The sequence below is a fragment of the Deltaproteobacteria bacterium genome, assembly GCA_016234845.1.
Classification (GTDB): Bacteria; Desulfobacterota; Deferrimicrobia; order Deferrimicrobiales; family Deferrimicrobiaceae; genus JACRNP01.
This window is the reverse complement of the sequence record JACRNP010000083.1, coordinates 1-23,779: the sequence shown is the minus strand read 5'-3', so window position 1 is coordinate 23,779 and position 23,779 is coordinate 1. Positions and strand designations below refer to the sequence as shown.

The window sequence follows — 23,779 nt, the reverse complement described above, 5'->3', positions numbered from 1 at the left end:
ACCGCCGCTCACAACCCGGGAGGAAAGGCGTCCCTCGTCATCGAACCGGCGGCAGCGGGGAATTGGGAGGTGGTGACCAGCGCGTACTGTCTTGCGGAGGCGCGCCTGAACCTGGAAAGGAAACATCCGGCGGCTCTTGGGCGTTTGTCGGAAATTCTGCGGATCGTCCGCCTTGTTCCCGATGTGGCGGGAGAGCGGTGCACGCTTTTGCTTCCCGAGAAAGACCGGCCCGTATTCGCCTCGGCGCAACGATGCAAGGCAACACAGTTTCTCACCGGGGATCGACGCCATTTCGGTCTCTACATGAACAAACTGGCGGATACGATGGGGATCGTCGTACAAGCCGTCGGAGATTTTCTCGCGGGTATTACTAAATAATTCTTGTCGACATCCACCCGAAGGTCGCAGGTTCAAATCCTGGCCCCGCTACCAAATCAAGCCGAGGGATTACGGGAGACCGTAGCCCTTTTTTTGTTAACACAATCAAACCGGCAATTGATGCCGGTCAATGAACTCCCCGGGGGTTCCGCGGATGATGGGAGAAAGGACCCGGGACCTGGCGCCGTAGGACAGTCCACGCCTTGATGGTGCCGCGGTCCCCGGTTGGAGGCATGGCAGGGAAAGGGGAGTTCCCGTGGAAATTCTTTCGATCGCGTTGACCGTCGCCCACCTCCTGGCCGTCGTTGCGTGGCTCGGGGGGATGATCTTCCACATCGTCGTCCTGGATCCGGTCTTCCGGAACAACGAAGTCAGCTTCCAGAGCGCCTACCTTCTTGCGCTGATGGAGGCCCGGTTCCGGAAGCTGGTGGGAGGCGCCATCGCCCTCCTGCTCGCGACGGGAGTCGCCAAGGCGTACCTGCTCCTGGGGACCCGGGAGGCCCTCTGGGGCACGGCGGCCGGCCGGTACATCCTCCTGAAGGCCGGTCTCACCGCCGTCATGCTGGTGGTCTTCGCCGTATGTCCGAAGACCCGGTCGTGCTCCTCCATCCCGGGGGTCTGCGAGGTTGCCGCGGAAGGTCTTCTCTCCGGAAAAACCGGCACGATCCGCGAACGGTCCAAGGTGGTCCTTCCGAAAATCGCCCTGGCGCTGGGATTCTGCGCGCTGGTCGCCGCCGTCATCCTTCGCGGGTAAGGCCGCCGGAAAATCGGAAGCCGGGCCAATGACCCGATAATCGTATCCCGAGCGACGTTGACCGGCCGCCGGCGCATCATGTTGAGCTTCATCGACTTGTAGTCGGGTTCCCGGCGGCGTTCGCGACGGCGTCGTTTATGATGCTTCGAAGATGCGGGCCCTGGCGATTCCGTGCGCCGATCCGTGAAGCCATGAAGGGGGGAAGGTGAAGGTCTTCTATGGCGAGTTCGACGGAGGGCGGCGAAAGCGCGTACTGGTCAAGGTCATCGGCGAGTGAGCCGGAACCTTATTCCAGGCGAAACGACGGATCGGCGATCGACTCCCCCCTGCAGACGGGGCATCGACTCGGCGTTCGGAGCCGCTCCCGCTTCCGGAAGACGAACCCGCATTCCCGACACTCCGCGGGTATCTGGACCAGGCGGCGCCCCTCGGACCGCAGGCTCTTCCGGAGGTGTTCTAGGTGGCCGGCGATCTCCTTCTCCGGCCGGCGGACGGCGGCCGAGATCTCCAGGGCTGTCATGGGGCCGTCCGCGAGGAGAGCGCGGATCTGACGCCGGACCGTCCCGGACTCTTCCGGGGGAATCGCCGGTTTCCCGGGACGGGTCACGGTCCCTTGACCAGCAGGGCGGCCCGGCACCACGGGACCGAAAGGCGGCGATCCGCGCGCAGGCCGTGTTTCCCGGCCGCATCCACGGTTTTCATAAATTCGGCCTCCGACACTTCGAGGCGCGGTTCGGCCAGCAGGAGCCGGCCTTCGGCCCGGCGCCGGACTCCCTCCAGCATGCGCGGCTGCACGTCGACCGCAACGACCCGCCCCGTGGGGCCCGCCAGGCGGGCGAGCTCCATCGTGAAAAACCCCATCCCTGGGCCGGGCTCCAGCACGGTCATCCCCTCGGAGATATAGGGACGAAGGATTCCGGCGGGGTTGTGGATCCGGCGGCGCCACGGGTGAGCCAGGAACCAGCCGAGCCACCAGGGGCAGACCGGTTTCGCCATCGGTGTCCCTCCCTCCGTTTTGCCCCTCCATCATAATCCGGCGGCCGGTAAGAGGGAGCAGGCGCGCCGCCCGGGGCATCTTATTGCGGGGAGACGGCGGAGTATACGGCCGCCGCCCCGCCACGGGCGACGGAGGCACGGCCATGGGCGCGGGAGGGGAGTTCGCGGAGAGCTTCCGGTATTTCCGGGAGCACCACGAAGAGAGCATGGAGCGGATGTTCGCGGCGGTGAGCGACCTGTACGCCGAATACTGGGACGACTTCTTCCATTTCGCGATCTTTACGGACGAAAACGAGAGCCGCGCGGCCGCGTTCGCCAATACCCACCGCAGGTACCTGGAGGCGCTGCGGATCGGGGAGGCGAGGAAGGCGGCGGACCTCGCCTGCGGAAGGGGCGGATTCGCGAACGTCCTGGCGGAGAACACCGCGGGCGACGTTCTCGGGATCGACATTTCGCGCTCGCAGCTATCCCACGCCCGGCGGTACCGGAAGCCGAACCTGCGGTTCCTGCGGCACGACGTGATGCGGATCGACGAGCTCGGCGAACGGTTCGACGCGGTCTCCTTCCTCGACGCGGAGTGCTACCTGCCGGACAAGGAGAAGGCGGTCGAAAAGATCGCGCGGGTTGTGAATCCGGGGGGGAGGTTCCTTCTGCTGGCCTGGTGCAGGCGGGAAGGATTGAACCGGACGCAGGAGGAATTGGTTCTGCACCCATTCATGAGGTACTGGGCGATTCCGGACCTGGCGACGCCCGAACGATATCGAAGCTGGCTCGGCCGGAACGGCCTTCGCCTGCTGGAAGAGACCGACCTGAACCACGCGATCCGGAGGAACTGGGAGTACGGGTACGAACAGGCGATCCGGGCGATCGGCGAACTTTCGATGGAAGATATCCCGCGGTTCGTCTGGAAAGGAATGAAGCTGGGACGGGACGGGCTCCGGCTGATCAAGGAGCAGTTCCCCGCGGCCCTGCACATCAAGGCGGGATTCGACTCGGGGTTCCTGCGGTACGTCTTATTCCTGGCGGAAAAGTTTTGAAGATTATGGGGGATGGACGCCGGCCGGACGTCAGGCCGCCGAACGCTTCTCGAGTCGCTCGGAATTCCGGAGCGTGCTCTCCCGCCCCCGGTTCCCCCGCAGCGCGATCCAACGGTCCAGAGAGAACATTCCCCCGCCCGTAAAGACCAGGGCCAGGAAGGGGACCAGGTACAGCAGCGCCGGTTCCTTGGCGAACCACGTCTTCGACGTGCCCGCCATGAACGCCCTGGCGGCCGTCTCCATCGTCCAGGGATCCCGCGCGTGGACCACGAACGCGGCCACCGACATCGAGATGACGACCGGCACGGCCGCGAAGCGCGTCCCGAGTCCGACGATGATCAGCAGCGCGCAGAGAAACTCGGCGGTGGCGACCAGGACCAGGCTCGCCGTGGGCCCCAGGCCGATCGGGTCGCCGAACTGGCCCCCGGCGCCCGCCAGAAGCATCTGCACCTTCCCCCAGCCGTGGGTGACCAGGTATCCGCCGATCCCCAGCCGCAGGATCAGCAGGCCGACGGATGCCGCATACTCGTTCCGTTCCGATTCCATGGGCTCCTCCGGTTCCTTCCGTATGAATTGGATTCCACTTTGCCCGCGGCAGATCCGTCGTCCGGGCGAATCGGACGCCGCCGGCGCAAACGCCGGGCGCGCCCCGGGCATCCAATTAATGGAAATCCGGCCGCGAGCGGTAGTTCGGAAGAGGGGTTCCGTGCCGGGAAAAGCGGGAGGAAGCCATGTCGGAAATCATTCGGGTATCGCCTGAAGCGACAAGGTCCAAGGTGCTGAAAGACGAAGCGATATTGGTTTGCGCGTACGAGGATCCGGCGAAATATTCGGCATTGCGGCTCGAAGGAGCCATATCGTTCGGAGAATTCCGTGAGAGGGCGCCGTTCCTGGACAAGGGGCGGGAGATCATTTTCTACTGCGCCTGACCCACTGAGGCCAGCGCCGCCGGTCAGGCGGCCAGGTTCCGGGACGATGGGTTCCGGAACACGAGGGCTCTCGGAGGAGGCGTCGAAGGATGGAAGGCCGCCGGCTTCCCCATGGTCCCGGCCGGCCGGGCCGCATGAAGTCTCTCGTGATGCCCGTCCTGTTCGTCGGCCACGGCAGCCCGATGAACGCGATCGAGGAGAACGGGTTCAGCCGGGCGTGGGCGCGGATCGGACGCTCCCTGCCGAGGCCGGTGGCCATCCTCTGCGTCTCGGCCCATTGGGAGACGGCGGGGACCCGGGTGACCGCGATGCCGCGGCCGCGAACGATCCACGACTTCCTCGGTTTCCCCCGGCCGCTCTACGAGGTGCTGTACCCGGCAAAAGGGTCGCCCGACCTCGCCCGCCTCGTTGCGGATGCCGTCCGCGCCACCCCGGTCCGCCTCGACGAGGAATGGGGATTGGACCACGGGAGCTGGTCCGTCCTGCGCCGGATGTACCCGGATGCCGACATTCCGGTCGTCCAGCTGAGCCTGGACCGCACGAAAGAGGCCGCGTTCCACTACAAGCTGGGAAGGGAGCTCAAAGGGCTCCGGAAAAGGGGAGTCCTGATCGTCGGGAGCGGGAACATGGTCCATAATCTGCGCCGGATGGTCCCGGAAGACGTGGCCTTCGACTGGGCCGACGAGTACGACTCCAGGTTGCAGGAGTGGATCCTCGCGGGGGACCACGATTCGATCGTCGACTACCCGCGCCACGGCGAGATCGCCCGGCTGTCGATCCCCACGAACGAGCATTACCTGCCGCTTCTCTACGTCCTGGCCCTGCGGGAGGAGGGGGAGCCGGTCGAATTCTTCGCGGAGAAGGTGACGCTGGGATCGATCTCCATGCGTTCGCTCCGGGTGGGGTGACCCGGTGGAACCCGCCCGCTTCCCGGAACGCCGCCCGCAAGCCCCGCGAGGCGGGATAATTCAACTGTGATGGGAAGAGGGATTTTCATCGCGGGAAAGGAGAACGGATCATCCCGAGCACTATTCGCCTTCATCGTGTCCATTCCCGCCTGTCGACCAGAAGATGGAGAGCCGGATGTCCCGGTTTCGATGGCCAGACCGGATCGATCCACGCCTCGCACGCCATCTAACAGGGGAGTGGACCAGGATGCGAAGGAGGCGATCCCATGCTGAAGTTGAGCTCGATCCTGCTCGGTTCGGAAGACCCGAAAAGGCTATCGGAATTCTACGGTGAAGTTCTCGGGAAGGGGCCCGACATGGAGGAGGGCGGCTATTATGGATTCATGGCCGGCGGCTGCTTCCTGGGCGTCGGGCCGCACGACAAGGTGAAGGGGAGGAACCCGGGTCCGGAACGGATCTTGTTGAATCTCGAGACGCCGGACGTGAAGGGGGATTTCGAGCGGATCAAGGGACTCGGCACCCGCGTCGTGGCGGAACCGTACCGGATGGGCGAAGGCGACATGTGGATCGCCACGTTCGCGGATCCGGACGGCAACTATTTTCAGCTGATGTCCCCCTGGGAGCCGTAACCCGCTGGGTGACGACGCCTGGGACCGGGCGCATCGCGGCACGGGGGGCGGGAAATAATCTTCTGCTGCGCCTGACCCCGGGAGGCAGCGGGGTAGACGGTCGTTGCCGTACCGCGCCCGGGGGTGCATGCCTCCGGGCTCCCCCGGGGGTCGGCGGACCCCTTCAAAAGAATTCCCTGTATAGGGATTGCAGGTATACTTCTGGGACATACGCGGGGCCTGTGACCGCGTTGCCGGACTTGGGGGTGTCTCGTGGGCATTCTGCAAGGAAAGAGGGGGTTGATCCTGGGCGTCGCGAACGAGAAATCGATCGCGTGGGGAGTGGCCCGGGCCTGTCACCGGGAGGGGGCCGAGCTGGGTTTCAACTATCTCGGCGATGCGCTGAAGAAACGGGTGCTCCCCCTGGCGGAATCGATCCGGGCGAGCTTCGTCGAACCGCTCGACGTCGGCGACGACGCGCAGATCGACGATTTCTTCGCCAAGGCGACGGATCGGTGGGGGCGGATCGACTTCCTCGTGCACTCCATCGCCTTCGCCAACCGGGAATCGCTGAGCGGCCATTTCAGGGACACCTCGCGCGCCGACTTCCATCTGGCGCTGGATATATCCGCCTACTCCTTCATCGCCTGCGCCCGGCGGGCGGCCCGGTTGATGGGGCCGGGGGGGGCCATGGTGACGATGAGTTACCTCGGTGCGATGCGCGCCGTGCCGAACTACAACGTGATGGGTGTGGCGAAGGCGGCCCTCGAAGCGTCGACCCGTTACCTCGCCCTCGACCTCGGGCCGGAAGGGATCCGCGTCAACGCCGTCTCGGCGGGACCGATCCGAACGCTGGCCGCCTCCGGCGTCGGAGATTTCCGCAAGCTGATGGAGAAGAACGCCCGCGGGGCGATGCTCCGGCGGAACGTGACGCAGGACGAGGTGGGGAACGCCACCGCTTACCTTCTCTCGGACTGGGCATCCGGCGTGACCGGCGAAGTGCACTACGTCGACGCGGGGTTCAACATCGGCGGCGGCGACCCGGGCATCGAGCCGGCCGCTTCGGGAAACCCGACCTCCACGCCCTGACCGTTTCGCGGGGGATGTCCGCAGGGGCGGGGTGTCTACGCCCCGGCGACGACTTTCACGTCGGTGAAATGTTCTCCCCCGTTTCCAAGGATGATGACGGTGACGACCTGTTCGACCGTCACGTCGCCTCCGACGGCGGCTATGTGTCCGGCGCGATCCAGGTCGGCTTCGCTTAAGGCCCCCACGAAATCGGCCACGGCTCTTCCGTTCTCCCGCAGGATCCGAAGCACGTCGTTCCGGGTGCAGTTTCGATGCTTTTCGGCATGTTTGGCGTTCATCTGGTCGATCACGTCGTGGGTGAGATCCGGTAATTTCTCCCCCGCGACCATCAACTTCGCCAGGCCCAGTGCGCCGTAATGGCTTGCGGCGAGATGACGGACGACCACGCCCACCGGCCACCGTTCTCCCGGACAGATCTTCCCCCAATCATCCTCGGGGCATTTCTCGACGAAACGGATCACCTCGTCGTTGAAGGCGTTGAAGCGTTCGGCCAGGTCGGCGGCCCGTTTGCCCATGATCCCCTCCGGCATCGGAATTCACCCATACGGTAGATGCGGGCACTGGAGCCCGGTTTCGACGTCGACGCCCGATCGGCGTCACCGATAATAGCGGCGATCGTAGTGCCGGTCGTCGCGATCCCGCTCCCCGTGGTCCCCCCGGTCGTAGCGGTGGCCTCTCCCGTAATAATCGTCCGGATAGGGGTAAGGGTAGTAGAAACAGCCGGACAGCAACGACGCCAGGGAAAGCATGGCAAGGAATCCCAGAAGGAACTTTCTCATGTATTCGCTCCCTTCGCCCGGTTTTGCCGATCGGGGCGCGAACTTCCACCCGCCCCCGTCACTGAAACGAGATCGGGAGGGGAATATTCAACGACAAATCCGATATCATGCAGGAAGCCGCAGGGATGCCACCCGTGACGGCGGGTACTTTTGGCAGGGGAGAAGAGGAAGGTCCAATGAATTTCGCGGGGATATTCGACCGGACGATCAGGCCGTACATGGTGATCCTTTCCCTCGCCTTCGCCGCCTCCTTTCTCGGGGGGACCGTCGCGCCCCTGTCCGTCCGGCGGCAGATGATCGAGATCTTCCAGGTCGTCGTGGGCAACTACGGGGGGCTTGCCGGGGGCGTGCTCTACTTCAACATCCTCGTCCAGAACGTGATGGCGACGATCTTCCTGGTCGCTTCCGGCGTGCTCGCCGGAATCGTCCCGATTTTCGCCGTCAGCTCGAACGGGTTCGGCCTGGGCGTGCTGTACCGCCAGGAGGTCGAGGGGGCCGGCTACGCGAAGGCGGCGCTCAAGCTGCTGCCGTACGGAGTGTTCGAGATACCGCCGATCCTCATCGCGGCCTCCTACGGCCTGTGGCTCGGCGCGACGGTCGTGCGGAGGATGCGGGGGAGGGAAACCGAACCGCTCCGGGCGAACCTGGAGCATTCCTTCCGGCGGTACTTCGCGGTCGTGTTCCCCATGCTCATCGTCGCGGCGGCGATCGAGACGGCCCTCATCCTAGCGCGATAGTCCGCGCTTCGGCGCGGCTCACGGGAAGCGGATCACCACGAGCTTGTCCGCTCCGGATTCGGCGCCCCAGACCTCCCCCTTCCGGCCGAGGATCTGGCGGACGCGCGCGCTCCCGGACGGGAGCGGAAACGTCAGGAAGTTCTCCGTATCCGGGTCGAACCGGACGAGGGCGTTCGCCCGGAAGTCGCTCACCCAGACCCGGTCCTTCTCGTCGACGTAGACGGCGTAGACCTGGGGGGATTCCCCCGGGAGACGCCACTCGCTCCACGTCCTGGTCCGGGGGTCGAACGCCCCGACCTTCCCCGAGTTCCACTCGCTCACCCAGATCCGCCCCGTCGAATCCGCCCAGACCCGGCGGGCTCCCTGCCGCGCGGTGGGAGGGGCGATCACCGTGGCGGCCCCCGTCGCCGTGTCGATCCGCGCCACGTGGTTCCCCGCGAGGGAGGCGTAGTAGACGCTCCCGTCGGGGGCGGCCGCCATTCCGTAGGGACCGCGGCCCCCGGGAGCGTCGAAGACCCGGATCCGACCGGTGCGCGGATCGAGACGCCCGTAGATGCCGTTCTGGCCGGTGAACCAGAGGATCCCTCGGCGGTCGAAGGCGGCCGTGTTGAGGTTGGCGTCGCCGCGATCCTTCGGGAGCGGGAAGACCCGGATCCTCTCCGTTTTCGGATCCACGCGGATGATCGCGTTCCGTCCGCTGTCCGTGATCCAGGGAGCTCCGTCCGGTCCGACGATCACGCCGTGCGGGCTCGACCCCGGCCCCAGCGGGAAGTGGCGCGTCTCCCCGGTGGCGGGATCGAGCCGTCCCAGCGCTCCGGCGTGCTGGGCCGTGTACCAGACGCTCCCGTCCGGCGCCGGCGCCACGTCGTGCGGGTGGGAACCCGGCGGGACGGGGTACTCCCGTATCGAGAGTCCGGCGGCGAAGGCCGGTGCCGCCGCGGCCGACAGGGCCAGGACGACGAGGGCGACCGACGACCGTCCGCGTTTCATGGCCGTCGAAGGAGCAGGGACAGGAGGAGTCCGGCCAGCAGGAGGACGGCGACGGCGAGCGGGGAGCCGGCGGCGGCGGACGCGGATTCCAGGCTCCGTCCGGGCGGCAGCAGGCTGACCAGCAGCGGGCCGTTCATCGCGATCGGCGGCCCTCCTCCCTCTTGATCCGGTTCACGAACCCATACGAAGCACGCCGGCGGGGGAAAGTTTCGGCCCGGCGGTCCTAGTTCACGCTTTCCGCGCTGTAGCGCGCCAGCAGCCCGGTGCGGACCGCATGCCGGTGGACGCGGGTGAAAAACCGGGACGCCAGCAGTATGTACAGCGCGGCGAGGAATACGCTGGAGAGCAGGGCGGCCCCCCGGAATTCGCCGCCCGAAACGACCGCGCGCATCCCCTCGAACACGTACGACGGCGGCAGCAGGTACGCGACCGTCCGCATCCATTCCGGGAGCGTGGAAACGGGATAGAAGACCGCGGCGAAGGGGGTGAGGAACGCGGGCACGGGCCAGACGATCCACTCGGAGGCGGGCCCGAACCGGAGCACCAGGGCGCTGGCGAATATCCCGAGCGCGATCCCGAACAGGAAGAGCGCAAGGAGGAACGGCGCGATCAGGACGCCGTAGACGGAGAAGGAGAGCCCGAAGGCCGCGGCCGCCAGAACGACCATCGTGAGAAGCCCCAGGGCGCTCGTGGCGATGCTGGCCAGCACGAGCCCGGAGACGTATTCCCGGATCGAGAGCGGCGACGCGAAGAGGTTCAGGAAGTTGTGCGACCAGACATCCTCGAGGAACGCGATGGCGACGCCGTGCATCACGCGGGTGAAGAAATCCCAGAGGAGGACGGCGCCCAGGAGCACCGGGACGAAATCGACCCCGGGCGAGGCGACCGTGTTGAGATACCGGGTGATGAATCCCCACAGCACGATGTCGATGGCGACCCACGCGAAGATCGGCAGCACGCGCACCGGGCTCCCCCGGGCGAGGTAATATTGCCGAAGGACGAGCGCCGCGACGCGCCGGACGCGCATCCGGATCTCAGCTCCGCCGGAGCGCGAGCGGCTCGCGCGCCACCGCGATGAACAGCTCCTCGAGCGACTCCTTGCCGTGTTCCCCGGGCAAGGTCGCCGGGGGCCCCTCGAGAAGGATCCTCCCGCGCGACAGGAAGAGCACCCGGTCGCAGACGTCCGCGACTTCGCTCATGTTGTGGGTGGTCCAGAGCACGGCCACCCGGTCCCGCGAGACGAAATCGAGGACCTGCGACCGGATGTCGCGCGCCACCGCGGGATCGAGCGAGGCGGTCGGTTCGTCGAGAAGCAGCAGGCGCGGGCGGTTGAGCATCGCCTTGGCGAGGCTCACGCGGGTCTGCTCCCCCGACGACAGCACGCCGCACTTGGTGTTCCGCAGCCGCCGGAGGTCGAACTGGTCGATCAGCGCTTCGATGCGATCCGGGAGCTCCCGCACCCCGTACACCATCCCGAAGACGCGCAGGTTCTGGGTCACGGTCAGGTTGCCGGGGAGCGGGGCGTAGACCGCCGCGAAGTTGGCGTGTTCCACCGCCCGGGAGCGGTGGGTCGAGATGTCCGCGCCTTCGATGCGGATCGTCCCCGAGGTCGGCTCGAGGACGCCCAGGATCATGTTGATGATGGTCGTCTTGCCGGCCCCGTTCGGCCCGAGGAGGCCGACGATCTCGCCCTGTCCCACCGAGAACGAGACGTCGGCCACCGCGACCGTATCGCCGTAGAGCCTCCGCAGACCGGTGACGGAGAGCACACGGGACATCCCGCGCTATTCCCCGGAAGCCTTGCGGGCATCCTCCTCGAGCGGGATCCGGCCCCGGTTCGCTTCGAGCCAGCTCTCGAACGTGTGGATCGACGGGTGGATGCTCCTCGAGAAATCCAGGCTCCGGGCCCCGCAGAAGTCGCGCTCGAAATCGCGCTTGAACTGGAACATGTTCCCGAGGTCGTCCGCGCCCGGGAATCCGAGCTTGCGGTACGCGTCGGGGGACACCTCGTTGTACCGTACCTCCCGCCCCAGCGCCTTCGTGAGCGCGGCCGCCATCTGCTTTCCGGTCAGATGGTCGCCCGCGATCCCGACGGTCCTGCCGACGAACTCGTTTCCCTTCCGGAACAGGGAATAGGCGCACTTCCCGATGTCCTCGGAGGCGATCCCGGGCAGCTTCCTGTCCCCCATGGGCATCGTGATGTACAGGATCCCGTCCGCGCCCGGCTTGGGCCCCATCCCGAAGTGGATCAGGTTCTCCCAGTAAAAGGAAGTCAGCAGGAAGGTCGTCGGGACGCCTTGCTCCGTGAACGCCCGGTCGGCCTCGCCCTTTCCGTCGAAGTGCGGCACCTTGTATTTCCCCTGAAGGGTGGGCATGCGGGGATCGGCGAGCGGAATCCATTTCCGCGTGTCTTCCAGGGTGGACCAGATGACGTGCTTCAAACCGCACTGTTTCGCGGCGAATGCCATGTTCCCCGCCTCGGCGACCTCCTTTTCGGGCGAGAAATGGTCCCAGAAGAACGTGACGCAGAACGCCCCGTGCGCTCCCTGGAACGCCTTCCGCAGGCTATCCCGGTCGTCGACATCCGCCCGGACGACCTCCGCGCCGAGCTTCCCGAGCTCCTTCGCCTTTGCGGATTCCGGGTCTCTCGTCAACGCGCGGACCCGGTATTCGCCGCCCTTGTCCCTCAGGATGGCGCGGCACAGCCCGCCTCCCTGCGCGCCGGTGGCGCCCACCACGGCTATGATCTTCTTCTCCACGGCAATCCTCCTTCTTCACGGTTCCCGGTACCATCCGGTTGGTTGACGATCCGACGCGCCGTCGCATTGCCGATTCCGTTTCGATCGATCCGGCGCCGCGAAGGATTCCTCTCCGGCGGAAAAATCCGGGGGTCCCATGATGGATCGCGCCGATGGGAATATATACTGTTAAGCATGTCGACCCGTCGGACCGTAAACATTCCCTGCCGATTGCGAAGGAAGGGAGGAGCCCATGGAACGGTATTTCGTCGATTCGCCCCACACGCCCCAGGAGTGCCTGCGCGCCCTTGACGAACTCCTGGCGAAAGGTCCGGAGACCTTGGCGAAGTACGAGTGGGGTTGCATGGACGGCGACCACACCGGATACGCCATCCTCGAGGCGCGAAGCGAAGCGGAGGTCAAGGAGAACATCCCGTCGTTTCTGGCGGGGAAGGCGCGAGTCGTCAAGTTGAACCGGTTCACGCCGGACCAGATCCGGGAATTCCACCGGAAGTCCGCCTGAAGAGGAAGAACGGGGCGAGGGGGGTCGCTCCCTCTCGCCCCGCACGAACTCCCGTTCCTACGCGCGCGCACCCTCCTCCCTGTCCTTGCCGTGATCGCGGGCGATCAGCATGTAGATCGACGGCACCACGAACAGGGTGAAGAGGGTGCCGATGAACATCCCGCCGACCAGCACCAGGCCGATGGAGTTCCGCGCCGCGGCGCCCGCGCCGGTGACCAGGGTCAGGGGAAAGTGGCCGGCGATGGTGGCGGCGCTGACCATGAGGATCGGCCGGAGGCGGATCATGGCCGCCTGGCGCACGGCGTCGAGCTTGGGCTGTCCCTCGAGCTGCAGCCGGTTGGCGAATTCCACGATCAAGATGCCGTTCTTGGACACCAGCCCGACCAGGGTCACCAGCCCGACCTGGGAATAGATGTTGAGGGTGGTGGTCCACCCCCGGGTCCAGAACGGGACGTTCGGGTCGGGCATCTTGAGGAACGTGAACAGGAGCGCGCCGAACATGGCCAGCGGCACGGAACCCGCCAGGATGACGAACGGATCCCGGAAGCTGTTGAACTGGGCCGCCAGCACCAGGAAGATCAGGATGACGGCCAGGTTGAACGCGGGCAGGAACCGGTTCCCCTCGGTGCGCAGCTGGCGGGACTCGCCGGTGTAGTCGATGACGTACCCCTTGGGAAGGATCTTCGCCGCCTCGTCCTCCATGTAGCGCAGCGCCTCGTCCAGCGGGCGGACGGACACCCCGCTGATCTTGACCGCGTTCAGCTGCTGGAACCGGTTGAGCGAGCGGGCCACGACCGATTCCCGCAGGGTGGCGAAGGTTCCGAGCGGGACCAGCCTGCCGTTCGGGCCGGTGACGTGGACGTCCTTCAGCTGGTCGGGATTCAGGCGGCCGATCCGCTGGATCTGCGGGATGACCTTGTAGCTGCGTCCCGAGATGTCGAACCGGTTCACGAAATCGCCGCCGACCAGGCCGCCCATGTCCCCGGCGATCTCACCGAGATTGAGTCCCAGGGAGGCCACCTTGTCCCGGTCGATCACGAATTCGGATTGCGGCTGGTCGACCTTGACGTCGATCAGCGGCGGGAAGGCGAACATCCCGCTCTCCATCGCCTTCCGCTGCAGCTGGTTGGCGAACTCGAGGATCTCCCCGGTCTCCGCCGTGGAGGCAAGGACGAATTCCACCGGGAAATCGCCGCCGCCGGGGAGCGCCGGCGGAGTCGTCGGGAAGATCCGGATCCCGGGGATCTTCTGGAGGTTCTGCTGGACGCCGGGGAGGATCTGGAAGACGTTTCGCTTCCGCTCGCTCCACGGCTTGACGACCATCCCTCCGAATCCGGAGGTCGGGAAGGTGATCTGGAACGTGAAGTCGGTTTCCGGTTCGCTCCGGAAGATCCGGTTGGCCTCCGCGGAGAAGATGCGGTTCTGGTCGAGGGTCGAATTGGCGGACGCGTCGATGATCCCGAAGATGACCCCCTGGTCCTCGAGCGGCGCCAGTTCCTTGGCGGACATGAGGAACATCGGCACGGCCGCGATCGACACCGCGATCCAGACCGCGTACACGGCCGGCCGCGTCGCCAGGGTGGCGTCGAGCAGGCGGCCATAGACGGTTTTCAGCCGTTCGAATCCGCGGGAGATGCGGCCGGCCAGCCCGCGTTCCCCCATCCCGGGTTTCAGGATCCTGGCCGACATGACCGGCGAAAGGGTGAGGGCGACGATCCCCGAGATGGTCACCGCGCCCGCCAGCGTGAAGGCGAACTCGCGGAACAGGGAGCCGGTCAGCCCCCCCTGCAATCCGATCGGCAGGTAGACCGTCGCCAGGGTGACGGTCATGGCGACGATCGGTCCGACCAGTTCGCGGGCGCCGGTCAGCGCAGCTTCCATGGGCGTTTTCCCCTCCCGGATGTGGCGCTCCACGTTTTCCAGGACCACGATGGCGTCGTCGACCACCAGCCCGACCGAGAGGACGATCGCCAGGAGCGTGAGGAGGTTCACGGTGAACCCGAACAGCTGCATCAGGAACACGGCGCCGACCAGGGACAGCGGGATCGCCACCACCGGGATCAGCACCGAGCGGAGGGAGCCGATGAAGAGGAAGATGACGACCATGACGATGACCAGCGTGTCGCCCAGCGTCTTCAGCACCTCCCGGATGGCGTTGGAGATGTAGTTGGTGGCGTCGTACGCGACCCGGGCCTCGAGCCCGGTCGGAAGTCCGGCGCGGATGGATTCCATCTCCGTGCGCACCCGCCGGATGACGTCCAGGGAGTTGGCGTTCGGCAGCGGCCATATCCCCATGAAGGTGGCGGTCTGGCCGGAGAAGCGGACCTCCGCGTCGTAATCCTCCGCCCCCAGCACCACGTCGGCGATGTCTCCCAGCCGGACGACGGTCCCGTTCCGCTCGCGCACCACCAGGCGGCGGAACTCCCCGACCGTGCCGAGGTTGGTGTCGGCGGTCAGGTTGACCTGGATGAACTCCCCCTTGGTCCGCCCGAGTGCGGCCAGGAAGTTGTTGGCGGCCAGTGCGCGGCGCACCTGCGCGGGGCTTACGTCCTGCGCCGCCATCCGGTCGGGCTTGAGCCAGATGCGCATGGCGAAGGTGCGGGCGCCGAGGATTTCGGCGCGCTGCACCCCCGGGAGGGCGGACAGCCGCGGCTGGACGATGCGCACGAGGTAGTCGGTGATCTCGTTCTGCTTCAGGATGTCGGAGCTGAAGCTCAAGTACGCCGACGCGAACCGGCTGTCGGCCGACTCGATGTTGATGACCGGGACCTCCGCCTCCGGAGGCAGATCGCGCCGGACCTGGTCCACCTTGGAGCCGATCTCGGCCAGCGCCCGGGTGGAATCGAAGTTGAGCCGCAGGCGCACGCGGATCGTGGAGAGCCCGAGGGCGCTTTGCGACTCCATGTACTCGATGCCGTCGGCCGCGGCGATGGCACGCTCCAGCGGCGAGGTGACGAATCCGCGAACCAGGTTCGCGCTCGCGCCGATGTACACGGTGGTGACGGTCACGGTCGCGTTCTCGCTTCGCGGGTACTGGCGGACGTTCAAGGTCCGGATCGCCTGGAGCCCGGCGATGACGATCAGCAGGTTGACCACCAGCGCGAGGACCGGGCGGCGGATGAAGAGGTCGGTGAATTTCATCGGTCACTCGTTCCTGGGGCTGGGGGCGAGACGGAATTCCGGTGAGAGCCGGTTGTCGACCGCCACCGGCTGGCCGTTGCGCAGCTTGAAAACGCCGGTGCTGACGACGGTCTCTCCCTCTTTCAGCCCCTCCGTGACGGCGACGAAGTCGCCGCGCCGCTCGCCGAGCCGCACGAACTGCTGGCGGAGCGTCCCGGCGCCCGATCCCTTCGGGTCGGGAACGACGACGAAGACCGAGTCGCCGAACGGGGCGTAGAGCACGGATGTGGCCGGGACGGCCAGCACCTTGTTTCGGACCGGGAGGCCGACCGACGCGTTGACGAACATCCCGGGGCGGAGCGCAGCCGACGGATTCGAGACCGTCGCCTGCAGCTGGACGTTGCGGGTGTCGGCGTCCACCCGCGGGTTAACGGTCGTGATTCGGCCGTCGATCGGCCGTCCGGGCAGCGCGTCGCTCGTGACCCGCACCGGAAGGCCGACGCGCAGCCGGGACAGCTCCTGCTGGGGGAGGGCGAAGTTTACGTAGATCGGGTCCAGCGATGTCAGCGTCACGACCGGCTCCCCCTCCCGGAGGAACTGCCCCAGGTTCACCTGCCGGATCCCGAGGCGGCCGTCGAACGGCGCGCGGATCGACTTGCGGGCGATGGTCGCGCGGAGGGATTCCGCCCGGGCGACCGCCTGGCGATGGACGGCGACGGCGGTCTCGTAGTCCGCCTGGGATACGATCTTCTCCTTCAGCAGCTCCTCGTCCCGCGCGAGGACGGATCGGGCGAGCGCGACCTGGGCCTCGGCCCCGGGGAGCTCCGCCTCCTCCACGCTCGTGTCCTGGCGGATCAGCAGATCCCCCCGCTTCGCGCTCGCCCCCGGCTCGAAGGCGATCTCCACGACCTTCGCGGACAACTCGGCGGCCACGGTGACCCCCTGGACCGCCGCCAGCGAGCCGACCGCCGACAGGGAGGCATCCCACGATTCGGAGCGGACCGCGGCGGTGGTCACCGTCTCCGGCGGAAGGGCGGTTTTCTTTCCCTGGTCGATCATCGCCCGGATCTGCAGGGTCTTGACTCCCGCGAGGACGGCGATGACGATCGCCACGCCGAGGACGGCGAGCAGGATGCGTTTTTTCATGGTTTCACGACTCCGGCGATGGGATGTTCGCGGGTCCACCACCCGCCCCCGAGCGACTGGAACAGCGCTGCGGTATCGGCGAACCGCGCGGCCTGCGCCTGGACGAGGAGGATCCGCGCTAGGTGGTGCTGCCGCTGCGCGTCGAGCAGCGAGAAGTGGCTCGCCGCGCCGAGGCGCACCTGCGTTTTCGCGATCTCCAGGGTGTCCCTCGCGGCGGCCTCCGCTTCCACCTGCGCCGCGAGCGTCCGGGCGTCGTGTTCCAACGCCCGAAGGACGTCGGCCACGTCGCGGAACGCCTGGAGGACCGTCTCCCTGTACTGCGCCGCGCTCTGGTCGAACGCCGCGACGGCGGCGCGGCGGGAGGCTTCCAGCGCCCCTCCGCGGAAGAGGGGCTGGAGGAGCCCCGCGCCGATCCCCCAGGCGGCGGTGCCGGGCCGGAACAGGTCGCCGGCCGTCGCCGCTTCCGTACCCATCCGCGCGGAGAGAGTGATCCGGGGATACAGGTCCGCCGTCGCGACCCCGACGGCGGCGCTCGCCGCGTGCAGAAGCTCCTCCGCGGACCGGATGTCGGGCCGCTGGCGGACCAGCGCCGACGGCACGCTCAACGGAAGTTCCTCCGGAAGCCGGAACGATTCGAGGCGGAACTCGGGAAGATCCGCCGAATCCCCGGGGTATCGGCCGGCCAGGACCGCCAGCAGGTGGCGCGTCTGGGCGAGGCGTTTCTCCAGGGGGGGGAGGGTCGCGCGGGACTGTGCAACGGCCGCCCGCTGGGCGAGCACATCGGTCCGCGTGATCCCGCCCAGCGCGAACCGCCTCTCGATCAGCTCCAGCTGCTCCTCCTGCGTCGCCACGATGTCCCGCGTGGCTCCGATCTGTCCCCGAAGGGAGGCTTCCTGGAAGGCCGCGGTCACGATGTTGGACGCAAGGGTCATGTAAGCCGCCTCCCGCTGGAAACCCTGGTAGTCGACCAGCGCCTGCAGCGACTCCAGCTCCCGGCGGGTTCTCCCGAACAGGTCGAAGGCGTACGAAACGTCCACCGATGCGCTGTACAGGGTGAAGGGACTGTCCCGGGCGCCCGATTGGCCGGACGATGCGCCCGACGGCTTCCGGCGCGCCGCGGAGGCGGATCCGTCGACGCCGGGGAGGAGATCCCCGAAGCGCGCGCGGCGGACCTCCTGCGAGCGCCGCAGATTGGCTTCCGCGGCGGCCAGCGTCGGGCTGTTCGCGATCGCCGTGCGGATCCAGCGATCCAGCGGCTCCGAGCGGAACAGTTCCCACCATCGGGCGGGGATTTCCCCCCCGGAAACGAACCGCTGTGCCGATCCTCCGACGCCCGGGGCGGAAACCGTCTCCGGAGGCGTTCCCTCCTCGATGATATAGGAAGCAGCCGGGGGGGGAGCGGGCCGGCGGTAATCGGGCCCGACCGCGCAGCCGGCGAGCGCCACGGCAAGGATGACGGCATGAAGTCGCATCCCTGGTTAGATGCAGAACCGGCGGCGCGGTTCGATCGTGGATCCCGATTGGACTTCCGGGCATCGAAATGGAATGAACAGCTGCACGTTCTGCGGACAACGGATTCCCGGAGAGCCGCCGGCTTCTGCCGATCCGTGCGAATATTGCGGTTCTCCGGCCGGCGGGTACCTCCGTTCGATCGTCCTTCCGGAGGCGATCGGAGGCGCCGCGGCGGACTTTGTCGAAGGGGCCTCGTACCCGCAGATCCTGCTGCGGATCGCGAGGTTCCTCCTCGACAAGGAGGACGACAAGCTGTGCGGGATCGCGACGGTCGTGGCGCACCAGGCGTGCGACGTGGCGGTCGAACGTTCCATGTCCGAAGCCTTTGCCCGGAAGGGGATCCGTTTCCTCGAGGAGTCGATGGGCGACGTCCTGAACGGGTACTGCCTCGCAGACGACAGGGTCCGGAAACTCCACGCATCCCTGACGGGCGTTCGAATCCGGGAGGAACCGTTCTGGGACGCCTTCGTCCGCTCCGCGAAACGCCGGGACGGGATCGTCCGGACCGGGCTGGTCGTCGGCCGCACGGATGCCGAGGAGTCGTTCGCGGCGGCCCGTGACCTTGTCGCACGCCTGGCTTTAGTCGAATAAAATCAGTATGATGTGGACGAATCGGTAATCTGGCGGATTAGGTGCGTCCGGCCGGGATCCGGCGAAATTCCGTCCGGGGGGTATAATAGTTGCCCTGACGGGCCAGCGAACGAGCGGAATCGGAGATTCGCCATGCGGCAGAGGAACGGGTTCCGGTACATCATCAAGGTGTTCGAGGCGCAGTGGGACCAGCAGCACGACGAAACCGTGAAACCGTTTTTCGGGCAGTTGAAGCGGGACGCGAACGAGGCGTACATGCGGCGCAACGGGAGCCATCACGACGTGCCCGGGCACGACGCGCTGTTCAGCTACGTCGTCTTCCAGAACGCGGAAGGGTTGAAGGACGCGCTTTACCGGTACGACCAGGGGGTGGACCAGCGCAGGAAGATCGCCTATTTCGCCTGCCACGGGAAGCGCGGAGTCATCAGCGCGGTGCGGGACATCGGCCGAAGGCGGCTGAAGAACATCCTGGCGCCTCTCACGAGCTACGACGGGTTGTATTTCGGGGCGTGCGATTTCGTCAACCGGAAGACGGCGGAGGTGCTGCTCGGCGGGTCGCAATCCAAGTGGATCGCCGGCTACGAAAACTGGACGCCGTGGCTCGAGGGGATGCTGTGCGACATGATGTTCTTCCGGCTGCTGTTGAGCGGGCGGTTCATGCGTCAGAAGGCGAACGCCCGATGGGAGCCGATCCGACGTCCCGACGAGGCGGCGCGTCTTCTGTACGAGCTGTACCCGCAGGCAAGGGACCTTCGGTTTTCCCTTTTCTACCGGAAGCCGGACCGGATCTGCTCCACGCTCGAGGAGCATCTCGGCGTGGAAGGGTGAACATCCCCTTGGCTATGAAACGCGACAACTTTCCTTATCCCTTGCGGCCATACTCGCTCCGGATGCGCTCCAGCCCCTTGCGGTAGCTCTCGGCGTCCCCGTATTCGAAGAAACGCGGGTATCTCGAATGGGCGTCGCGGATCCTGCGGGCGTGCTTGATCGGGCACCAGTACTGCTCGGTCCGGGCCGCGACCTCCCGGAACCACGCCGCGAGCCCGTTGGCGTACGAGCAGTAGGCGCAATGGAGCTTTTCGAGGGCGTTCAGGTACGGCAGGTCTTCCCGGTCGAACACGAGGTAGTCTCCCCGGCGGGCCTTGGGGATGCCGTACACCGGGAAGCAGATCGCCTGGTACAGGGACACGAAGAGGTCCAGAAGGAGGAGCGGGACGATCCCGGAGTAGATGACCGGGGCCGTGAGGACGAAGAGCGGACGGGCTTCGCGGAGGTAGCGCGCAAGCCCCACCTTCAGCCGCCGGTGCTGGAGGATCAGCTCCTCGGCGAAGCGGACGCGGCGAGCCTCGATGGTGAACTGGAACTCCTCGCGTTTCTTGCGGAATTCCGCTTCCAGTTCCTCTTCCAGCGTTCGAACGGCATCGATCAGTTCATCGATCTTCCGGTTCATGCGCACCTCCGGGGGATGGCGCGCACCGCGCGCTGGGGATCAGGAAAGGATCTCGACGAAATTGTCGAACAGGCGGGGTTCGAATTCGGTGCCGCGGCCCTCTTTCATGATCGACACGGTCCGTTCGAGCTCGATGGACGGCTGATAGGGGCGGTAGCTGCGCAGCGCGTCGTAGACGTCGGCGATCTGCGTCATGTACGAGGCGACGTGCAGCGGTTCCCGGGTGCGGACCTTCGGATAGCCGGACCGATCGTACTTGATGTGGTGCTCGAACGCAACGATCATCGGGAGGTCGGTCCCGCAGTCGATCCTCCGGAGGAGCTTCGCCCCGACCGCCGGGTGCCGCTTCACCTGGTCGAACTCGTCCAGATCCAGCCGGCTGGGCTTGGTGAGGATGGCGGACGGGGTCATCTCCTTGCCGATGTCGTGCAGCAGGGCCGCAAGCCCCGCCTCCCGGACCCGGTTCTCCGGAAGCCCGAGGCGGGCCGCCTGGGAAACGACGAGGATGCAGACGTTGAGGGAGTGGGTCACGGTGTAGTCGTCGTGCCCCTGCAGCCGGATCAGGCGGTCGATCAGCATCCCTTCCTGACGGAGCCCCTTCATGATCGAGGAGACGATGTCGCGGCCGTCCTCGACCGAGGACCGTTTCCGCTCGGAGACCATCGACAGGAGGACGTCCTTCAGCACCTCCGTCGCGCCGGCCATGAATCCGGACGGCCGGGAGGAGGGTGAAAGCCCGAGGGCGGCGGCGCCGGCCGATTCCGCCCCGTCGATCTTCCCGTAGACGATCGATTCCCAGATCTGCTCGGAGGCGGCTCCGGCGCCCTCCGCGAGGAAGTAGACGAACCGCTTCATCTCCCCGAAGGTGATCCCCTCGGAGATCAGGATCTTCTCGATCCCCTTCTCCCGCATCCGCTCGATCAGCCGGGTCAGCGTGGGGTTCGGTTCCACGAACGGGGATTCGTCCACCACGATGTGGTCGCGGAAGAAGCCGATGTTCAGCCCGCGCAACCGCTCGGCATCCGCCTGGGCGCGGCGGTGCAGGCGGACCAGGATCTCCTGCACGCGCGGATGGTTCTCGGGATACGCCGACGCGGCCTGGATCGCCAGCGAGAGGTCCGATACGACCGGGAACAGGGTGTCGTCGGTCACTTTTTCCCCTTCAGCGTGACGAGGAGGGCCGCGCAATGGTCCCGGACCTTCGTCCGGCCGCATTCGGCTCCGCGGTGGAGCAGGGCGATCCCCCTCGTGCAGCCGGACTGGAAGATGGCGTTGGCGGCGTCGATCCGGAGCGCCTCCTCCCGCGCGGATTGCAGCAGGGTGTCGTGGAGGAGGATCTTTCCGAGGAAGGGGACCGAGTCGGCGGCCCTCAGGCGTCCGAGCGACAGGACCGTCTCCTTCCGCACGCGGATGTCGGGGTGCTCGAGCATCCGGACCAGGTCGGGCACCACGGAGGAGTCGCCGATCCGGCCGAGGATGAGGCACAGGTTCCGGACGAAATACCAGTGGTGGTCGTCGAGCTTCGCCAGGATCGCGGGATAGGCTTCCGAATCGAAACGGACGGCCAGGGAAAGGAGCGCCCTGCGGTTCCCCTGGTCCGTTTCCATCAGCAGCCGGTCGAGGCAGTCCCCGATCGACACGCCGACGAAGGACACGAGGATCTCCTCGATCCGCCCCTTCTCCGTCTTCGAGACGGATGGCGAAAGGTAGAGGTCGATCATGTGGGCGAAATCCACCTCGCCGATGACGCGCTCGATCGCCGGCTTTCTGGCTTCCGACGCGGTCCGGTTCACCGTCGTCAACGTGTAGAGCACGGTCTTCAGCAGGGGGAGCTCCCTCCGCGAGATCAGGTTGGGGATGATCTTCCGGATCTCCTCGAGCAGCTCCAGGAACTCGCCCTCCGAATCCTCCTCCGCGAGCAGCTCGAGGAGGACGCCGGCTCCCTTGAGGTGGAGGCGCTCCTCCTCGAATTCGGACAGATCCGCCGGGTCGGCCCGCGCGACGCCTTCCCCGGCCGCCTGCGCGGTCGCGTCGATGTTCGACAGCTTCTCCAGGAGATGGGAATGGTCCTGTCCGAGGTAGGCCGCCTCGGTCCGCTGCAAGAGGAGACGTTCGATGGCTTCCCACGCCCGCTGGCCGTAGTAGTTCTTCGTCCGGACGCTCTCCCGTACCCTTTCCTTGACCGCCGGAAGGAGCGAACCGTCCCGGTTCCGCTCGTTCGCGATCACCTCGAAGATCCTCCGGATCCGGTTCCCGCTCTTTTCCTCCGCGGCCAGCATGTTGGCCAGGAGGTCGAGAAACTCGTCGTCCGTGTCGGCGCCCGTCAGCGACCGGACGAGATCCGCGTCCGCGGCGTCCGCGCCGCCGTCGCCCCGCGCGTCCGCGATCCCCTCGTCGAGGGACCGGAGGACCGCGGCCTGCTGCTCCACGGACAGCTTGCGGAGCGTGTCTCCCAGGCGTCCGAGGACGCGCTGGACCATTTCGGGCGGCATCGCCTCGGAGATGGAGTCCGGACCGGCACCCCGGCGCGCCTCCCTGCCGGAGGCGGCGTCGACCCGGCGCAGGATGGCCGGAATCATCTCGGGAGGAATCCGGAGGTCCTCGGGAAGTTCCTCGCCGCCCCCCGCGGCCACGTTTTCCGTGAGGATCATCCGCGTCCTCGGGAAGTTCCTCGCCGCCCCCCGCGGCCACGTTTTCCGTGAGGATCATCCGCCAGAGTTCCTCCTCCCGGTTGGAGGAGGGAGTTTCCGCGCCCGGGTGGATGATCCGCCTCGAGAGGACCTCCTTGTAGTTGTACGGATAGGTCGCGATTCCCCGCACGCCCTCGGCCTTCAGGATCCCCTCCAGATTCTCTCCCTTGTTTCCCAGGCGGACCCGCTGGAGGGAGAGGAAGAAGGCGAGGAGATCCTTCGGCGTCACGTCGGCGGAGATGTCGAGGGTGGCGACCTGGTGCAGGAAGAGCTCGGAGGTGAAGCTGCGGACGAGGCTGTTGCCGTTCCCGAGGAACACGTTCCGGTAGAGGATCTTGTCCTTGGCGACGCCGAGCAGCAGGTGGCCGGACGGCTCCGCGCCCACGATCTCGGCGAGGTTCCGGTGGAATTTCTCGACGCGCCCGGCGAGGGAAGGGTGCCCCGCCTGGTACAGGGAGATCCAGTTGAACATCAGCGCCATCTCGACGGCGAGACGTTCGATCCTGCGGACATCGGTCCCTTGCGCCGCGCTCTCCATGGCCTCCCCGGCACATCGAAGATCCGGAATATCGTATCGGATGGAAAGGGGGGAATGATTAGTAATAAAATAGCGTCAGACCGGCGTCCTTACGGAAACGGCGGCAACCTTCCCGGGGAGCGTCGCACATGACGGATCGCGGAACGATCCTGGTCTTCGACGACGAAGCCAGCATCCGGAAATCGCTCGAGGGGGTTCTGGGCGACGAGGGGTATTCGTGCGCTCTCGCGGTCGATGGGGCGGACGCGCTGTGGAAGCTCGCGTCC

The 23,779-nt window shown here is 66.6% G+C and carries 29 protein-coding genes; 13 read left to right on the top strand and 16 right to left on the bottom strand.

Annotation, left to right across the window (positions count from 1 at the left end; all coding sequences use genetic code 11):
• Nucleotides 1-72 precede the first annotated feature (72 nt).
• On the top strand, nt 73-378 hold the full coding sequence (locus HZB86_06400; protein MBI5905167.1) for a DNA-binding protein: 306 nt from the start codon (nt 73-75) through the stop codon (nt 376-378).
• A gap of 256 nt (nt 379-634) precedes the next feature.
• Nucleotides 635-1,132: a hypothetical protein gene (locus HZB86_06395; protein MBI5905166.1), complete on the top strand. Its 498-nt coding sequence runs from the start codon at nt 635-637 to the stop codon at nt 1,130-1,132.
• Between the two features lie 286 nt (nt 1,133-1,418).
• Here the strand turns inward: HZB86_06395 and HZB86_06390 are convergent, their stop codons facing one another.
• Both HZB86_06390 and HZB86_06385 read right to left on the bottom strand, forming a co-directional pair.
• Entirely contained in the window at nt 1,419-1,739 is a 321-nt protein-coding gene (locus tag HZB86_06390; GenBank protein ID MBI5905165.1) for a transcriptional regulator, read from the bottom strand.
• Nucleotides 1,736-2,128, bottom strand: a complete 393-nt coding sequence (locus tag HZB86_06385) for a methyltransferase domain-containing protein (GenBank protein MBI5905164.1) — start codon at nt 2,126-2,128, stop codon at nt 1,736-1,738. The genes HZB86_06390 and HZB86_06385 overlap by 4 nt, the downstream gene beginning before the upstream one ends.
• Nucleotides 2,129-2,271: 143 nt before the next feature.
• Between HZB86_06385 and HZB86_06380 the strand changes: the two genes are divergently transcribed.
• Nucleotides 2,272-3,165 (top strand): methyltransferase domain-containing protein, encoded by an 894-nt coding sequence (locus tag HZB86_06380; protein MBI5905163.1) that lies wholly within the window; start codon nt 2,272-2,274, stop codon nt 3,163-3,165.
• A 30-nt stretch (nt 3,166-3,195) separates the two neighbouring features.
• Here HZB86_06380 and HZB86_06375 read toward each other — a convergent pair whose 3' ends face one another.
• Nucleotides 3,196-3,711 (bottom strand): DoxX family protein, encoded by a 516-nt coding sequence (locus HZB86_06375; protein MBI5905162.1) that lies wholly within the window; start codon nt 3,709-3,711, stop codon nt 3,196-3,198.
• Between the two features lie 185 nt (nt 3,712-3,896).
• Here HZB86_06375 and HZB86_06370 point away from each other — a divergent pair, with 185 nt between their 5' ends.
• The 4 genes from HZB86_06370 (at nt 3,897) to HZB86_06355 (ending at nt 6,699) form a co-directional block, all read left to right on the top strand.
• Nucleotides 3,897-4,094: an ArsR family transcriptional regulator gene (locus HZB86_06370; GenBank protein MBI5905161.1), complete on the top strand. Its 198-nt coding sequence runs from the start codon at nt 3,897-3,899 to the stop codon at nt 4,092-4,094.
• A gap of 149 nt (nt 4,095-4,243) precedes the next feature.
• Nucleotides 4,244-5,002: a 4,5-DOPA dioxygenase extradiol gene (gene ygiD, locus HZB86_06365; protein MBI5905160.1), complete on the top strand. Its 759-nt coding sequence runs from the start codon at nt 4,244-4,246 to the stop codon at nt 5,000-5,002.
• A 266-nt stretch (nt 5,003-5,268) separates the two neighbouring features.
• Complete coding sequence (locus HZB86_06360; protein ID MBI5905159.1) at nt 5,269-5,631, top strand: VOC family protein; 363 nt, start codon at nt 5,269-5,271, stop codon at nt 5,629-5,631.
• A gap of 252 nt (nt 5,632-5,883) precedes the next feature.
• A complete protein-coding gene (locus tag HZB86_06355; protein MBI5905158.1) occupies nt 5,884-6,699 on the top strand; it encodes an enoyl-ACP reductase in 816 nt (271 codons plus the stop codon).
• Nucleotides 6,700-6,734: 35 nt separating this feature from the next.
• On the opposite strand, the gene HZB86_06350 is transcribed toward HZB86_06355, so the two are convergent.
• A complete protein-coding gene (locus HZB86_06350; protein ID MBI5905157.1) occupies nt 6,735-7,214 on the bottom strand; it encodes a DinB family protein in 480 nt (159 codons plus the stop codon).
• A gap of 81 nt (nt 7,215-7,295) precedes the next feature.
• Nucleotides 7,296-7,478: a hypothetical protein gene (locus tag HZB86_06345; GenBank protein ID MBI5905156.1), complete on the bottom strand. Its 183-nt coding sequence runs from the start codon at nt 7,476-7,478 to the stop codon at nt 7,296-7,298.
• A 176-nt stretch (nt 7,479-7,654) separates the two neighbouring features.
• On the opposite strand from HZB86_06345, the gene HZB86_06340 reads away from it, so the two are divergent.
• Complete coding sequence (locus HZB86_06340) at nt 7,655-8,215, top strand: stage II sporulation protein M (protein ID MBI5905155.1); 561 nt, start codon at nt 7,655-7,657, stop codon at nt 8,213-8,215.
• 18 nt (nt 8,216-8,233) lie between these two features.
• On the opposite strand, the gene HZB86_06335 is transcribed toward HZB86_06340, so the two are convergent.
• The 5 genes from HZB86_06335 to HZB86_06315 all read right to left on the bottom strand — a co-directional run bounded on the left by HZB86_06335 (nt 8,234) and on the right by HZB86_06315 (nt 11,964).
• The gene (locus HZB86_06335; protein MBI5905154.1) at nt 8,234-9,205 is read right to left on the bottom strand and encodes a lyase; all 972 of its coding nucleotides are present in this window, start codon (nt 9,203-9,205) and stop codon (nt 8,234-8,236) included.
• Nucleotides 9,202-9,342, bottom strand: a complete 141-nt coding sequence (locus tag HZB86_06330; protein MBI5905153.1) for a hypothetical protein — start codon at nt 9,340-9,342, stop codon at nt 9,202-9,204. Before HZB86_06330 ends, HZB86_06335 begins: the two co-directional genes overlap by 4 nt.
• A gap of 86 nt (nt 9,343-9,428) precedes the next feature.
• Nucleotides 9,429-10,232: an ABC transporter permease gene (locus HZB86_06325; GenBank protein ID MBI5905152.1), complete on the bottom strand. Its 804-nt coding sequence runs from the start codon at nt 10,230-10,232 to the stop codon at nt 9,429-9,431.
• A gap of 7 nt (nt 10,233-10,239) precedes the next feature.
• Entirely contained in the window at nt 10,240-10,983 is a 744-nt protein-coding gene (locus tag HZB86_06320; protein MBI5905151.1) for an ABC transporter ATP-binding protein, read from the bottom strand.
• Nucleotides 10,984-10,989: 6 nt separating this feature from the next.
• Entirely contained in the window at nt 10,990-11,964 is a 975-nt protein-coding gene (locus HZB86_06315) for an NmrA/HSCARG family protein (GenBank protein MBI5905150.1), read from the bottom strand.
• A gap of 232 nt (nt 11,965-12,196) precedes the next feature.
• Here HZB86_06315 and HZB86_06310 point away from each other — a divergent pair, with 232 nt between their 5' ends.
• On the top strand, nt 12,197-12,466 hold the full coding sequence (locus tag HZB86_06310; GenBank protein MBI5905149.1) for a hypothetical protein: 270 nt from the start codon (nt 12,197-12,199) through the stop codon (nt 12,464-12,466).
• A 57-nt stretch (nt 12,467-12,523) separates the two neighbouring features.
• Here HZB86_06310 and HZB86_06305 read toward each other — a convergent pair whose 3' ends face one another.
• The 3 genes from HZB86_06305 to HZB86_06295 are packed head-to-tail and all read right to left on the bottom strand — an operon-like array spanning nt 12,524 to nt 18,204.
• Nucleotides 12,524-15,607 (bottom strand): efflux RND transporter permease subunit, encoded by a 3,084-nt coding sequence (locus tag HZB86_06305; GenBank protein MBI5905148.1) that lies wholly within the window; start codon nt 15,605-15,607, stop codon nt 12,524-12,526.
• A gap of 3 nt (nt 15,608-15,610) precedes the next feature.
• Nucleotides 15,611-16,732 (bottom strand): efflux RND transporter periplasmic adaptor subunit, encoded by a 1,122-nt coding sequence (locus HZB86_06300; protein ID MBI5905147.1) that lies wholly within the window; start codon nt 16,730-16,732, stop codon nt 15,611-15,613.
• Nucleotides 16,729-18,204, bottom strand: a complete 1,476-nt coding sequence (locus HZB86_06295) for an efflux transporter outer membrane subunit (protein MBI5905146.1) — start codon at nt 18,202-18,204, stop codon at nt 16,729-16,731. The genes HZB86_06300 and HZB86_06295 overlap by 4 nt, the downstream gene beginning before the upstream one ends.
• Before the next feature lie 73 nt (nt 18,205-18,277).
• Here HZB86_06295 and HZB86_06290 point away from each other — a divergent pair, with 73 nt between their 5' ends.
• The gene (locus HZB86_06290) at nt 18,278-18,835 is read left to right on the top strand and encodes a hypothetical protein (GenBank protein MBI5905145.1); all 558 of its coding nucleotides are present in this window, start codon (nt 18,278-18,280) and stop codon (nt 18,833-18,835) included.
• 132 nt (nt 18,836-18,967) lie between these two features.
• Nucleotides 18,968-19,663, top strand: a complete 696-nt coding sequence (locus tag HZB86_06285) for a hypothetical protein (GenBank protein MBI5905144.1) — start codon at nt 18,968-18,970, stop codon at nt 19,661-19,663.
• 34 nt (nt 19,664-19,697) lie between these two features.
• On the opposite strand, the gene HZB86_06280 is transcribed toward HZB86_06285, so the two are convergent.
• Genes HZB86_06280 through HZB86_06270 form a run of 3 tightly spaced genes read right to left on the bottom strand, consistent with a single transcriptional unit; the run spans nt 19,698 to nt 22,936 of the window.
• Nucleotides 19,698-20,285, bottom strand: a complete 588-nt coding sequence (locus HZB86_06280) for a hypothetical protein (GenBank protein ID MBI5905143.1) — start codon at nt 20,283-20,285, stop codon at nt 19,698-19,700.
• Nucleotides 20,286-20,324: 39 nt separating this feature from the next.
• Nucleotides 20,325-21,437, bottom strand: coding sequence for an HD domain-containing protein (locus HZB86_06275; GenBank protein MBI5905142.1), 1,113 nt, complete (start codon nt 21,435-21,437; stop codon nt 20,325-20,327).
• Nucleotides 21,434-22,936: a HEAT repeat domain-containing protein gene (locus HZB86_06270; GenBank protein ID MBI5905141.1), complete on the bottom strand. Its 1,503-nt coding sequence runs from the start codon at nt 22,934-22,936 to the stop codon at nt 21,434-21,436. Before HZB86_06270 ends, HZB86_06275 begins: the two co-directional genes overlap by 4 nt.
• Here HZB86_06270 and HZB86_06265 point away from each other — a divergent pair.
• Together HZB86_06265 and HZB86_06260 are read left to right on the top strand one after the other, a co-directional pair.
• On the top strand, nt 22,926-23,645 hold the full coding sequence (locus HZB86_06265; GenBank protein MBI5905140.1) for a hypothetical protein: 720 nt from the start codon (nt 22,926-22,928) through the stop codon (nt 23,643-23,645). The two genes, HZB86_06270 and HZB86_06265, sit on opposite strands and share 11 nt — an antisense overlap.
• Nucleotides 23,642-23,779, top strand: a 138-nt coding sequence (locus HZB86_06260) for a DNA-binding response regulator (protein MBI5905139.1), incomplete at its 3' end; no start/stop codon positions are given. The genes HZB86_06265 and HZB86_06260, both read left to right, overlap by 4 nt.